Source organism: Burkholderia sp. BCC1985 (assembly GCF_905339915.1).
Taxonomy (GTDB): Bacteria; Pseudomonadota; Gammaproteobacteria; order Burkholderiales; family Burkholderiaceae; genus Burkholderia.
In genome coordinates this window covers 170,605-184,093 of sequence record NZ_CAJPGY010000014.1, presented here as the reverse complement: position 1 = coordinate 184,093, position 13,489 = coordinate 170,605, and the positions used below count along the sequence as shown (strand labels likewise).

At 69.3% G+C, this 13,489-nt stretch carries 11 protein-coding genes; 7 read left to right on the top strand and 4 right to left on the bottom strand.

The genetic code is table 11. From position 1 onward, the window contains the following. Positions 1-73: 73 nt before the first annotated feature. Entirely contained in the window at positions 74-1,558 is a 1,485-nt protein-coding gene (locus U4Z31_RS16935) for a PLP-dependent aminotransferase family protein (RefSeq protein WP_321810896.1), read from the bottom strand. A 297-nt stretch (positions 1,559-1,855) separates the two neighbouring features. On the opposite strand from U4Z31_RS16935, the gene U4Z31_RS16930 reads away from it, so the two are divergent. Next, entirely contained in the window at positions 1,856-2,773 is a 918-nt protein-coding gene (locus U4Z31_RS16930; protein WP_321810895.1) for a LysR family transcriptional regulator, read from the top strand. Between the two features lie 143 nt (positions 2,774-2,916). Further along, positions 2,917-3,666: an SDR family oxidoreductase gene (locus U4Z31_RS16925; protein ID WP_124484919.1), complete on the top strand. Its 750-nt coding sequence runs from the start codon at positions 2,917-2,919 to the stop codon at positions 3,664-3,666. Positions 3,667-3,737: 71 nt separating this feature from the next. Here the strand turns inward: U4Z31_RS16925 and U4Z31_RS16920 are convergent, their stop codons facing one another. Together U4Z31_RS16920 and U4Z31_RS16915 are read right to left on the bottom strand one after the other, a co-directional pair. Next, positions 3,738-5,393, bottom strand: coding sequence for a glycoside hydrolase family 32 protein (locus U4Z31_RS16920; protein ID WP_321810894.1), 1,656 nt, complete (start codon positions 5,391-5,393; stop codon positions 3,738-3,740). Positions 5,394-5,593: 200 nt separating this feature from the next. After that, positions 5,594-7,156 carry a glycoside hydrolase family 68 protein gene (locus U4Z31_RS16915; RefSeq protein WP_321810893.1) on the bottom strand — a complete coding sequence of 521 codons (1,563 nt, stop codon included), beginning with the start codon at positions 7,154-7,156 and terminating at the stop codon, positions 5,594-5,596. A 167-nt stretch (positions 7,157-7,323) separates the two neighbouring features. Here U4Z31_RS16915 and U4Z31_RS16910 point away from each other — a divergent pair, with 167 nt between their 5' ends. The 5 genes from U4Z31_RS16910 (at position 7,324) to U4Z31_RS16890 (ending at position 12,496) form a co-directional block, all read left to right on the top strand. Next, positions 7,324-8,358 (top strand): substrate-binding domain-containing protein, encoded by a 1,035-nt coding sequence (locus tag U4Z31_RS16910; protein ID WP_044843007.1) that lies wholly within the window; start codon positions 7,324-7,326, stop codon positions 8,356-8,358. A 369-nt stretch (positions 8,359-8,727) separates the two neighbouring features. Further along, the gene (locus tag U4Z31_RS16905; protein WP_044843008.1) at positions 8,728-9,414 is read left to right on the top strand and encodes a type 1 glutamine amidotransferase domain-containing protein; all 687 of its coding nucleotides are present in this window, start codon (positions 8,728-8,730) and stop codon (positions 9,412-9,414) included. A 145-nt stretch (positions 9,415-9,559) separates the two neighbouring features. Continuing rightward, complete coding sequence (locus U4Z31_RS16900; protein ID WP_321810892.1) at positions 9,560-10,669, top strand: NADH:flavin oxidoreductase/NADH oxidase; 1,110 nt, start codon at positions 9,560-9,562, stop codon at positions 10,667-10,669. A gap of 158 nt (positions 10,670-10,827) precedes the next feature. Continuing rightward, positions 10,828-11,898, top strand: coding sequence for an AI-2E family transporter (locus tag U4Z31_RS16895; protein ID WP_321795360.1), 1,071 nt, complete (start codon positions 10,828-10,830; stop codon positions 11,896-11,898). A 223-nt stretch (positions 11,899-12,121) separates the two neighbouring features. Continuing rightward, the gene (locus U4Z31_RS16890) at positions 12,122-12,496 is read left to right on the top strand and encodes a hypothetical protein (RefSeq protein WP_044843011.1); all 375 of its coding nucleotides are present in this window, start codon (positions 12,122-12,124) and stop codon (positions 12,494-12,496) included. Positions 12,497-12,535: 39 nt separating this feature from the next. Here the strand turns inward: U4Z31_RS16890 and U4Z31_RS16885 are convergent, their stop codons facing one another. Continuing rightward, entirely contained in the window at positions 12,536-13,330 is a 795-nt protein-coding gene (locus U4Z31_RS16885) for an SDR family NAD(P)-dependent oxidoreductase (RefSeq protein WP_124484914.1), read from the bottom strand. Positions 13,331-13,489 lie beyond the last annotated feature (159 nt).

The window sequence follows — 13,489 nt, the reverse complement described above, 5'->3', positions numbered from 1 at the left end:
TGCGCCCGGTGGCGCGACAGGACCCACTTTAAGCGTGCCACTGGACTGCTTGAATGGCCAATTCAAGGAAAATTCAGGTAACCAGTGGCGGGCCGCCGACACGGCCTGAATCCAGCAGCGCGGCGAGCTTCGCGAGCGCGGTGTCGATGCGCAGCGCGTCGATCCCGCCATAGCCGAACAGCAGCCCCGCGCGGGCCGCCGAGCCGACGTGGAACGCGGTGATCCCGTACAGGCCGAGGTCGTGCTCACGCGCCGCGCGGACCAGCGCGGCTTCGTCGAGCCCCGGTTTGAGGTGCGCGGCGAGGTGGATGCCGGCGGTCGGCACGATCGTGTCGAACCACGGCGCGAGGCCGCCGCGCAGATGCGCGAGCAGCATCTTGCGGCGCGCGTCGTAGTGTTTCTGCACGCGCCGCAGGTGCCGCGCGAAATCGCCTTCGAGCATGAAGCGCGCGAGCGCCGCCTGCGTCAGCGTGCAGGTGTGCCAGTCGACGATCTGCTTTGCCTTGGCGAGCGCGCCGCGCAGCGCGCGCGGCGGAATCGTGTAGCCGATCCGCAGTTCGGGAAAGATCGTCTTCGAGAAAGTGCCGACGTACGCGACCAGACCCGTGCGGTCGAGGCTCTTCAGCGATTCCACCGGCCGGCCTTCGAAGCGGAACTCGCCGTCGTAGTCGTCCTCGATGATCACCGCGCGGCGGCGCTGCGCCCATTCGAGCAGCGCGACGCGCCGCTCCAGCGTCATCGGCATCCCGAGCGGGAACTGGTGCGACGGTGTCACGTAGACGAGGCGCGCGTCGTCGGGCAGCCGCCCGGTGACGAGGCCGTGCGCATCGACCGGCACGCCGATCACCGTCGCGCCGAGCGACGCGAACGCCGCGCGCGCCGGCGGATAACCGGGATTCTCGACCGCGACGACGTCGCCGGGCCGCACGACCACGCGTGCGATCAGGTCGAGCGCCTGTTGCGCGCCTTGCGTGACGAGCACGTCGTCCCAGCCGCACGCGACCGCGCGGCTGAACGCGACGTAGCGCGCGATCGCGCCGCGCAGCTGCGGATCGCCGGCCGGCGCGTGGTACTGGCCGGGGCCGCGCGCCTGCTGGCGCAGCGCGTGATGCAGGCAGCGGCGCCATGCGTCGAACGGAAACAGTGCCTTGTCGGTCACGCCGCCGCGGAAGTCGAACGCGGGCGTGTCCTGCGGGGTGGGCATCGCGAGCGCGTCGGGCAACTCGTCCCATAGCGTGCGTGCGTCGACGGCATGGACGGGCGGCGCGTCCTCGACGAGCGACGGCGTTGCGGCCGCCGCCGCGTGCGGCACCCGCGCGAGGCCGCCGGCGACGAACGTGCCGTCGCCCGCGCGCGTGTTCAGGTAACCCTCGGCGACGAGACGTTCGAACGCGTCGAGCGTCGTCTTGCGCGACACGCCGAGCTGCCTCGCGAGATCGCGCGTCGACGGCAGCCGGGCGCCGCCTTCGAGCCGTCCGTCGACGATCGCGGTGCGCAACTGCCGGAAGATTTGTCCGGTCAGGTCGTGACGGCCTTCGATGCGGATCGCGATGTCCATCGCAGTGGTTACCTCAAATGAGGAAATATGACGTCGATCAGCATACCGGAAGTTCATGGCCGGATCGGCGTTCGCGCATGCGCGGGCGGCATCGTTCGGCCAGGCCACGCGCGTGGCGTCGAGGGGGCAGGGAATGGCGGCGCATGGCACGCAACGTCCGCCGGATGCGGCAAATGGCACGGCGCGCTGCGGCGCCCCGGCCGGCACGGCATCCGCCCGCTGCCGGCAGTGCCATTCGATTGCGTCGGCGCCCGCCGCTGCCTTACGATCCACCTGACCCCCGACCGGAGTGCGCTCATGCTGTCCGAAGACGAACTCGCGCTGCTCGATGCGATCCGCGCCACCGGCAGCCTGTCGCGGGCGGCTGCACGGCTCGGCAAGGCGCCGTCGACCGTGTCGCACGCCGCGCGGCAGCTCGAAACCCGCTTCGACGCGCTGCTGTTCGACCGCCGCGGCTACCGGCTGCAGCTCACGCCGGCCGGCCAGCTGCTGACCGACGAGGCATCGCGCCTCGCGCTGGACGTCGCGCGGCTCACGCAGCGCGTGCGGCAGGTCGCGAGCGGCTGGGAGGACCGGCTATGGATCGTCAGCGACGAGGTGCTGGAATTCGATACGCTGCTGCCGGTCGTCCGCGCATTCGATGCGCTCGATTCGGGCGTGTCGCTGCGTTTCACGCACGAAGTGCTCGGCGGCACCTGGGAAGCGTTGCGCGACGGTCGCGCGGATCTGGTCGTCGGCGCGACCAACGAGCCGCCGGCGCTTCCGGGCTTCAAATGGTTCGAACTCGGCGCGATGGAGTGGGTGTTCGCCGTCGCGCCGCGCCATCCGCTGGCGTCGGCGGGCGCGCGGCTGACCCGGGACGCGATCGGCGCGCATCGCGCGGTCGTCGTCGCCGACTCGTCGCGGCAGGCCGTCGGCCGCGCGTACGGGCTGCTCGGCGGGCAGGCGGTGCTCGCGGTGCCGTCGATGCGCGCGAAGATCCTCGCGCAGCGCGACGGGCTCGGCGTCGGCTGGGTGCCGCGCCGGCGGGTCGCGTCGTTGCTGGCGCGCGGCGAGCTGGTCGAGAAGGAAACGGCCGATCCGCGCGAGCCGAACGTGCTGTACGTCGCGTGGCGCGGCGACCGCGACGGCCGCGCGCTGCAATGGTGGCTGGAGCAACTGCGCGAACCGCGGCTCGCGCAGCGCCTGCTCGACGGGATCGACGTGTCGGGCTGAGCGCGCCGGGCCGGCACGCGCCCGGCGGTCGGGGAAACACGTTCGAAGATTTCGCACATGTCTGCCGCGCCGGTCGTACGGCAAGGCCGGGCGCCGCGCGCATCCTGTGTTCACGGTCAACTCACCGGTTCAAGGAGAACATCATGCAACGCTTCGAAGGAAAAACGGTCCTCGTCACGGGCGGCAACAGCGGCATCGGCCTGGCGGCCGCACGGGCATTCGCGGCCGAAGGCGCGCGGGTCATCATCACCGGCCGCGACGAGCAGACGCTTGCCGCCGCGCGCGAGTCGCTCGGCGACGGCGCGCTCGCGATCCGCAACGAGGCCGGCAGCGTCGCGTCGGCGCGGGCGCTGGCGGACGCGATCGCGGCCGCCGGTGCGCGCCTCGACGCCGTGTTCATCAACGCGGGCGTCGCGAAACTCGCACCGTTCGCGGATATCGACGAGGCGTTGTGGGATCTCGTGTTCGACACGAACGTGAAGGGCGCGTATTTCCAGATCCAGGCGCTCGTCCCGCTGCTGAACCGCGGCGCGTCGATCGTGATCAACGGCTCGATCAACGCGCACATCGGGATGCCGGGTTCGTCCGTGTATGCGGCGAGCAAGGCGGCCGTCAATTCGTTCGCGAAGACGCTGTCGACGGAACTGCTGCCGCACGGCGTGCGGGTGAACGTGGTGAGCCCCGGGCCGGTCCAGACGCCGCTGTACGGCAAGCTCGGCCTCGATGCGGCGACGCTCGACGAGACGGCCGACAAGATCAGGGGGCTCGTCCCGATCGGGCGGTTCGGCACGCCGGACGAAATCGCGTCGACGGTGCTGCACCTGAGCGCGCCCGAGTCGGCGTTCATCGTCGGCGCGGAAATCATTGCGTCGGGCGGGATGGGCTTGCTTTGAGCGTAGAACCGGCGGGGCTGCACGGCCTGACGCGAGGTCAGGCGCCGCAGCCCCGCCGTGCAATCGCATCGCTAGCGCGATGCACAGGCGTCACGGACGTCGCCGGCCTGATCGCGTCCGTGGAGCTGCGTGACCGTCAACCCCGAGAACGTCGCGCTCCCGTGCTCGGCGAACACGGCGACGCGGTCCGCATCGGGCGGCGGGAAGATCAGGTCCGTCAGCGCGACGCGGCCGCCGTTCGCGAACACCTCGACCGAACCGCGATCGACGACGATTTCGAGCCGCAGTTGCCCGTGCTCGAGCGGCAGATCGACGATGTGCTCGCGGCTGAACGTGCCCGCGAAATCCGTGTCGCCCGAGCGCGAGCGGTCGAGCGTCAGCGTGCGCTTCGCCGTGTCGTACACGATCCGGGTGCCGATCGAGCCATCCGCGGAGCCCCGCACGATCAAACCCGCGCGGGCCGCGCGCCGCGGCGCGATCGTCACCGTGATGCGCTGGACGGTGCCGCGCGTGGCGTCCGACAGCGTGCGCGTGGCGGACTCGACGCTCAGGTTGCCTTCATGCACGGCGGGCCGCCCGTCGGCCCACGCATCGAACGCGGCTGCCGGCGTCACGATGAGCGTCGGTTCACCGCCGATCGTCTTCAACGCGAGTTCGCGCGGCACCGTCGTCGCGCCGCGCCAGGGCGCCGTCGGCGCTTTCGCCGCGTAGTCCCAGTTGCTCATCCATGCAATCGCGACAGGGCGCGCGCCCGGCGCGCCGGAGAACGTGCCGGCCGCATAGAAGTCGGCGCCGTGATCGACCCAGCGGAATCGTGCGGGATCGGAACCGGCCGGTGCGACCCGGTCGGGGACGAACGTGCGGCCGTCGAAGTCGCCGACGAAATACATCGCGCCGGAACCGCCGGCGATCGACCACGGGTTGACGTTGACGATCATGACCCACTTGATGTGCCGCGGATCGTCGTCGACGGGCAGCGGCACGAGGTCGGGCATTTCCCACAACGCGCCCGCATGCGGCACGTCCGGCAGCGTGAAATCGCTCAGGAACGACCAGTGAATCAGGTCGTCGGAACGATAGAGCTTCACGACCTGCGCATCGGCGACGACGGTCGTCATCAGCCAGTAGCGTCCCGGCGCGTACCACGACACCTTCGGGTCGCGGAACTGCTTCGATTCCGGATCGAGCGTGAGCACCGGATTGCGCGCGTAGGGCCGCCAGGTCGCGCCGTGGTCGAGGCTGTACGCGAGCGACTGCGCCTGCGTGCCGGGTGCGTGACCCGAGCCGTCCTTGTAGACGCTCGTGTAAAGCGCAACCAGCGGCGTCTCGCCCGCCGCGCCGAGGCCGGACGTATTGTGCGTGTCGGCGACGATCGAGCCGGAGAAGATTTCCTCCGTCGCGTTCGCGCGCATCGCGACCGGCTGCTCGCGCCAGTGGACGAGGTCGGTGCTGGTCGCATGGCCCCACGACATGTTGCCCCAGTCGTGGCCGAGCGGGTTGTATTGGTAGAACAGGTGATAGCGGCCGTTCTCGTACACGAGGCCGTTCGGATCGTTCATCCAGTTGCGTTGCGGCGTGTAATGCACGGCCGGTCGCCATTGCGGCGTGCCGTTTTCGGGCGGCGTGCCGCAGGGCGCGGCGATGGCGTGCGTGCAGGCCGCGCTTGCCGCACACGCGAACAGCAGCCGGGCGATTCGGCGGGAAAAGCGAAAAAACGTCGATTTCATGCGGGGTTCCGTGCTTCGGCGCGCGAAGCGGGAAAGGAACGCGCATGCCGCTTGCGACGGCGGCATGCGCGATTTCTGCGAAGGAGGGAGGCGGCGCGCACGCGACACGCATGACGTGCGCCGCGTCGACGCGGGCGGTGCCCGCCGCGTCCGTAGCGAGCCCTTTACGGACTCGTCACGGGCGGGTGCCCGCGTCGCCGTCAGTGACCGGCGCCCGTCGCCGGCAGGTTCGTCGGGATGTCGCCGTAACCGCCGAGGCCGCCGCGTCCGTACGTGCGGTCGACCGCCGTCGACGTGCCGTTGATGTTGACCTTCACCGTCGGCGCGAGCGTGCCGCCGCGACGCGGGCCGATCGCATCGATGAACGACTCGACGAGCCCGCCCGGCATCACGAAGTGCGAATACGACTGGAATTCGCGCGGGTTCTGGTTCGGGTCCTGCGAATACGGCGCGCCGGCCGGTGCGGAGAAGTCGGTCGGGTTGCCGAGCACGAGGCCGCTGCCGCCGTTCAGCGGCAGGAAGTCGCTGCGGATGCCGTTGCCGACGAAGCCGTAGACGCCGTCCGGCCCGTCGACGCCCGCGGCCATCGTCGTGCGGTGGCTGATCGTGAACAGGTAGTACTTGCCGTCCTTCAGATAGATCTGCGGACGCTCGGTCTGGTCGTCGACGCAGTTCGCCGACAGGATAGGCGGCAGGAACTTCCATTCGGTCAGTTGCGGGTTCGTCGCGACCGCCAGGCCGACGTTGGCCTTTTGATACACTGCGCCCGAGTTCATCACGGCGTTGAGGTCTTCGCGGTACGGATCGTTCGGCGCGTAGCCGAGGTCGGCCTCGGTGCAGGTCCGGGCGCCGCGCTGGCCGCCCGTGTTGCCTTCGAACACCATGTAGGTCTTGCCCGGATGCGCGGGGTCGGTGAACACGAACGGATCGCGGAACGAGAAGTAGGTGTTCTGCTGGCCGGTCTGGTAGTAGTTGCCGTCCGGCTGCAGCAGCGCCTTGTGATCGTCGAAGCCGCTGAACCACACGTGCTTGTCGTCGGCATGGATATGACCGTCGGCGCGCGTGATGATCGCCTGCGGCGGCGTGATGTCGGCGCCGCCGGGCGCCGAGCGGTTGAACGACGTCGCGGTGTAGTACAGGCTGACGTTGTCGCCCTGCGTGAGGCGCGCGGAGCCCGACCATTCGGCGTTGTTGGTCATCGGCGACGTGCCGAACACCTTGACGCTCGCACCGTCCGGGAACAGGTGGCCGCCCCAGGTCCAGCCGCCGTTCGCGGGCCGCTGCGACGCGGGAATGCCGGCGCGGCGGTAGAAGAAGCCGATGCGCGCGTGGACGTGACGATCGTCGAACGTGTAGCCGGCATGCGGGTCGGCCGTGAGCGAGAAGATCACCTCCCAGCCCTTGTAGCTGAGCTGGTTCGCGCGCAGGTCGGCGAGCGGCCAGGTATCCCAGACCCACACGTTCGAATTGATCAGCGGGAAATCCTGGGGGATGTCCGGCATCGTCAGCGCCTGCGGCAGCGAGTTCTTGTCGGCGCCGGCCGTGTGCGACTGCGCGACGATCTGGCGGATGTCCGCGCGGGTCCAGCGCATCGTGAAGTTGCCTTCGGGGTCGTAGGCCTGCTGCGTATGCGGCGTGGGCGCGGGGGCGCCGGTGCTCTGTGCATGGGCGACGCTCGACGCGGACGCGAAGGCGGCCAGTGCCGCGCCAGCGAACAGCAAACGTTTGGCCGCGGTCGCGCGGCAAAAAGGAAAGTAAGTCATGTAGGCGTAGTTTCCGTTGACGGTGAGAAGGAACTGCTGACGGGATATCGATATCCAAACCGGTTTGGATGCTAATTCAAACCGGTTTGGACGTCAAAAGATTAATTTTTGACGGTAATAACTACCATTCGGCAATAATTGCTGCGCGAGCGGCGCGGCCGACTGGCATGCACAACGCGAGGAGCGACGTGAAGGTGAATCTGAAGGCACTGTCGGATGCGCTCGGGCTGTCGCGCACGACGGTCAGTCGGGCGCTGAACGGCTATGACGACGTGAGCGAGGCGACCCGCGAGCGCGTGATGAAGGCCGCGCGCGAACTCGGTTATGTCGCGGATCCGACCGCGCGGCGGCTGGCGACGGGGCGTGCCGATGCGATCGGCATCGTGTACCCGTTCGGCGCGGGAGATCTCGGCGACCCGCGCTTCGGCGAGGTCGTCGCGGGCATCACCGAACGGCTCGCCGAGCGCAATCTCGACTTCATCATCGCGGCCGCGCGGCCGAACGCCGAACTGGACACGTATCGCCGGCTCGTCGACGGGAAACTCGTCGACGGGCTGATCGTCGCGCGCACGCTGGTCGACGATCCGCGCCTCGCGTACCTGCGTTCGCATGCGTTTCCGTATGTCGCGTACGGTCGCACGCAAGCCGCCGAGCCCTACGCGTGGTTCGATTTCGACAACGAGGCGGGCGCGCGCGATGCGGTGCGGCGCCTGATCGGCTTCGGTCATCGCCGTATCGCGATGATCAGTGCGCCGCTGTCGCTCAATTTCGCGATGCAGCGTCGCGCCGGGTATCTTGCGGCGCTGCGCGAGGCCGGCATCGCGCCCGATCCGGCACTGCTCGTCGAGTGTCCGTTTACGCGCGACGGCGGGCAGCAGGGCGTGCAGGCGCTGCTCGCCCGGGCCGAACGGCCGACCGCGCTGCTGGTCGACAACAACATCGTGGGCGGCGGCGCGTTCCGGGCGCTGATCGACGGCGGCTTGCAGCTTGGGCGGGACATGTCGCTGATCGTCTACGACGGCGTGCCGCCGGACGTCGCGCATCCGCATCGCGTGACGGCGGTGGTGCAGCCGACCGGACATGCGACCGGGCGTGCGCTCGCGGACCTGATGCTGGCGTTGCTCACGGACGGCGTTCGCGGCCATCGGCTCGAGATGCCGGTGATCGACGCCGGCGATACGGACGGGCCGCTGCACGGGTAGCCGACGCGGAGCGAACCGGGGAGCGGGGCGCGCTCCGCAACGGACGTTGCGGCACGCGCTCCGTCGCAAAAGCCATGACGGCGGCAGGGCTGAATGCCGGGTTTCTAGACGACCGGTCTAATTCGACGCTATCATCCAGCCTCATGAATGCGACGTCGCAAAAATGCCATATCGCGCTGCGATGCTGGGCGCGCAGGTGCTGCCGTCGCTTTTTTTCGAGCCATTTCTAGACGACTGGTCTATTAGGCCTGGCAATATTTTTGGTACGGAGCCGGCACGTTGACGCGCGCCAGCGGCCTAACCCGCAGGCGCGCCGTCGCCGCCGCCGCGACGCGGCCCCGTTCCCCCATTTCTAAGGAGTGTCCGATCATGAAGATTCTGGTTGTCCTGACCTCGCACGACACGCTCGGCGACACCGGCAAGAAAACCGGCTTCTGGCTCGAGGAACTGGCCGCGCCGTATTACACGTTCAAGGATGCGGGCGTCGAGTTGACGCTCGCGTCGCCGCAGGGCGGCCAGCCGCCGCTCGATCCGAAAAGCAGCGATCCGTCCGCGCAGACCGACGCGACGCGCCGCTTCGACGCGGATCCGGCGGCCAAGGCCGAACTCGCCGCCACGCGCAAGCTGGCCGAGGTGTCGGTCGACGATTACGACGCGGTGTTCTATCCGGGCGGGCATGGCCCGCTGTGGGATCTCGCCGAGGACCTGCATTCGATCGGCCTGATCGAGCGCGCGCTGGCGGCCGGCAAGCCGGTCGCGGCCGTGTGCCACGCGCCGGGCGTGCTGCGCCACGTGAAGGACCCGAAGACCGGCGAGTCGGTCGTGCGCGGCAAGCGTGTGACGGGCTTCACCAACAGTGAGGAAGCGGCCGTCGAGCTGACGGAAGTGGTGCCGTTCCTCGTCGAGGACATGCTGAAGACCAACGGTGCGCAGTTCGAGCGCAGCGCCGACTGGGCGCCGCATGTCGTCACCGACGGGCTGCTGATCACGGGGCAGAACCCCGCGTCGTCGGAGCCGGCAGCCGAGGCGCTGCTCGCGAAGCTCGGCCGTCAGTAAGCCGAGCCTGGCGCCGGCATGACCGGCGCCGGATGGTTTCCGTCGTCGGGCGCGACCGTCCCGGCGACGGCTCGCATCGTTCCGCCGTGCGCCCCGCGCGGCGGCTCATCCAGTCGTTTCGCAGAACCAAGCAAAGGAGTGGTGGATGTCTGCCCTGTTCGAACCGTTCAAACTCAAGGATGTCACGCTGCGCAACCGCATCGCGGTGCCGCCGATGTGCCAGTACGTCGCCGAAGACGGCGTCGTCAACGACTGGCATCACGTGCATCTGGCCGGTATCGCGCGCGGCGGCGCGGGCCTCGTGATCGCGGAGGCGACGGCCGTGTCGCCGGAAGGCCGCATCACGCCGGGCTGTGCCGGGCTGTGGACCGATGCGCAGGCCGCGGCGTTCGCGCCGTCGGTCGCGGCGATCAAGGCGGCCGGCGCGGTGCCCGGCATCCAGATCGCGCATGCGGGCCGCAAGGCGAGCGCGAACCGTCCGTGGGAAGGCGACGACCACATCGCCGACGGCGATCCGCGCGGCTGGCAGACCATCGCACCGTCGGCGGTGCCGTTCGGCGCGCACCTGCCGAAGACGCCGCGCGCGATGACGCACGACGACATCGCCCGCGTGCAGGCCGACTTCGTCGCGTCGGCGAAGCGCGCCCGCGACCTCGGCTTCGAATGGCTCGAACTGCACTTCGCGCACGGCTACCTCGGCCAGAGCTTCTTCTCCGTGCATGCGAACCAGCGCGACGACGAGTACGGCGGTTCGGCGGAAAACCGCGGCCGGTTCCTCGTCGACACGCTGAAGGCCGTCCGCCAGGTCTGGCCGGAGCACCTGCCGCTGACCGCGCGTCTCGGCGTGATCGAATACGACGGGCGCGATGAAGCAACGCTCGCCGAATCGATCGCGCTCACGCAGCGGATGAAGCAGGAAGGCCTCGACATGCTGAGCGTGTCGGTCGGTTTCTCGACGCCCGACGCGCGCATTCCGTGGGGCCCGGCGTTCCTCGCGCCGATCGCGGAACGCGTGCGCCGCGAGGCCGGCTTGCCGGTGTCGTCCGCCTGGGGGATCGATACGCCGCAACTGGCCGAGCGCGTCGTCGCCGAGCAGCAGCTCGATCTCGTGATGGTCGGCCGCGCGCATCTTGCCGATCCGCACTGGCCGTACTACGCGGCCAAGCAGCTCGGGGTCGAGCGGCCGTCGTGGACGCTGCCCGCGCCGTACGCGCACTGGCTCGAACGCTACCGCGTCGCCGACAAGGCGGCCTGAGCACGCGTTGCACCGCGCGGCGGCGCGGCGTTCGCGGCACGCATTTGACGATGCTTGGCAGTGCGTGCGCATGCCGTTGCGGCGTCGATGGATAGAATGGCGGTTCGTACAGGCTCGCGGCCTGCACGACCGCCATTTTTCATTTCGACCGAGGTGCCATGCGCGCACATGTCTCGCCTTCCCAGGATTCCGCCACGCGGCCGCGTGCCCAGCAGATCGCCCGCGCCGTGCTGTATGCGGCGCTGCTGGTGCTCGCGCTGTGGGTGATCCGAGATTTCCTGCCCGCCATCGCGTGGGCCTGCGTGATCGCGATCGCGTTGTGGCCGCTGCTGAAACGCTTCGAATCCGACCGCTGGTTTCGCGACCGGCCGACCCTGATCGCGACCGCGATTACCGCGGGCGTGTCGCTGCTGGTCGTGCTGCCGGTCGCGATCGCGCTCGCACAGGCGATCTCGCAGGCGCACGACCTGCGCCTCTGGCTGCATTCGATCCAGGACAACGGCATTCCGCTTCCGGACGTCGTCGGCCGGTTGCCGTACGGTGCCGCGCAGGTCACCGAGTGGTGGCAGGCCAATCTCGGTCATCCGCTGCACGCGGGCAGCGCGATGCATGGCGCGAGCGGCGAGAAGTTCATCGCGTTCGGCCGGCAGTTCGGCACGAAGCTCGCGCATGCGCTGTTCGAGTTCGGCTTCATGCTGGTCACGCTATTCGTGATCATGCGGGCCGGCCACAAGCTGTCGGGCGCGTTGCTGCAGGGCGCGCGGCGCGCGTTCGGCCGCGGCGGCGCGGACCTGATCGAACGGATGGTCTCGGCCGTGTACGGCACGGTGACCGGGCTGGTCGTCGTCGGGCTGGGCGAGGGCGCCATTCTCGGCGTCGCGTATGCGCTCGCCGGGGTTCCGCACGCCGCGCTGCTCGGCCTCGTCACGGCCGTCGCCGCGATGCTGCCGTTCTGCGCGCCGATCGTGTTCTGCGGCGCGGCGCTCTGGCTGTTCGTGCAGGGCGCGACCGCGTGGGCCGTCGTGGTGCTGGTGCTCGGCTTCGTGGTCGTGTTCGTCGCCGAGCATTTCGTGCGGCCGGTGCTGATCGGCAGCTCGACCCGCCTGCCGTTCCTGCTCGTGTTGTTCGGCATCCTCGGCGGGGCCGAGACGTTCGGGCTGATCGGGCTGTTCGTCGGCCCCGCGCTGATGACGGTGCTGACGATGCTGTGGGCGGAATGGGTTGCTTGACGATGCCGCCCGTCGCGCCGCTCCGACGCATCGACGTCAGAAGGCGGGTGGGCGCGCGAACGCGTCGGCCACGGCCACGATTCGTGACGATCGGGCCGGTGCCGGACTGCGTCGGGCGGCGCATCGGACACAAGTCTCTACATTTCTTTTCGATCCGGACCCAAAGGTCGAGTAGCATGGGGCTTTCGATCACGCCGGCATGGCGCAGCAGATTTCACCAAGCATGCGATTGATTCCGATGTCCCGCCCCGCAGCGACGCTGTCCCTGGCCGCCAGCTGCCTGATGCTGCACGGTTGCGCGTGGTTCGACTCGTGGCTGCCGTTCTCGTATTCGCGCACGCCGCTGGCGAGGGCCGCGTCGCGGCACGGCGCGACGCGCGCCGACGTCGTCCGCGCCGGCGGCAACCCGCGCAGCGTGTGGATGGTCCGCAACGGCAGCGGCGTCTGCTACAACTACTTCATCGAGCACGACAACGATCACCGGGCTTTCTTCGTCGTGTTCGACAAGGCCGGCGCCGTCACGCAACACGGCTTCGATACCTGCATGGACGCCGATCGCAAGGGCACGCTTCAGTCGGACAAGGCCGCCTCGCGCTAGCGCGGCCGCCATGCGCCGCGCGAGCGTGTCACGCCGTCGTCACGCGATCGTGTCGACCACGCCGCCATCGACGCGCAACGCCGCGCCCGTCGTCGCCGAGGCCTGCGGCGAACACACGTACACGACCAGGTTCGCGACTTCCTCCGTCGTCGCCGGCCGCTGGATGATCGAGCTCGCGCGCTCGCTGCGCACGAAATCCACCGCGACGTCGTCGATGCTGCGGCCCGTGGCGTCGGCCGTTTCCTTCAGCAGCGCCCGCACGCCTTCCGACATCGTCGGCCCCGGCAGCACCGAATTGACCGTCACGCGGGTCCCGGCCGCGAGTTTCGCGAGGCCGCGCGCGATCGCGAGCTGCGCGGTTTTCGTGAACCCGTAGTGAATCATGTCGACCGGGATGTTCAGCCCGGACTCCGACGAAATGAACACGATGCGGCCCGTGTTCCGCGCGAGCATCCCCTTCAGGTAGTGTCGCGCGAGACGCACGCCCGACATCACGTTCATCTGGAAGTAGTGGGCCCATTCGTCGTCGTCGATGTCGAAGAACGCCTTCAGCCCGTAGATGCCCGCGTTGTTGACGAGGATGTCGGCCTCCGGCGTGTGCTGCGTGATGCGCGCGACGCCGGCGGCGTCGGACAGGTCGGCCGCGACGCCGTCGAGGTCCGCGCCGGGTACGGCGCTGCGCAGCTGCGCGAGCGCGGCGTCGACCGACTTGTCGCTGCGTCCGTTGACGACGACGCGTGCGCCCGCCTGCGCGAGCCCTTCGGCGATCGCCAGCCCGATGCCGGCGGTGGAAGCGGTGACGACCGCGGTCTTGCCTGTCAGATCGATGTGCATGAGTGTATCGGTTGGAAGAGGGAACGGAACCCGCCGGGCGTGCCGCGGCGGCCGGAAATCAAAGCTTAGGCGATCCGGCCGCGAAGCGTCGGGTCGCGGTTGCATCGCGCCGCGCAGTCTTGTACGGTGTGCGTTCGCCATCCGATCCGGGAGCCCGTC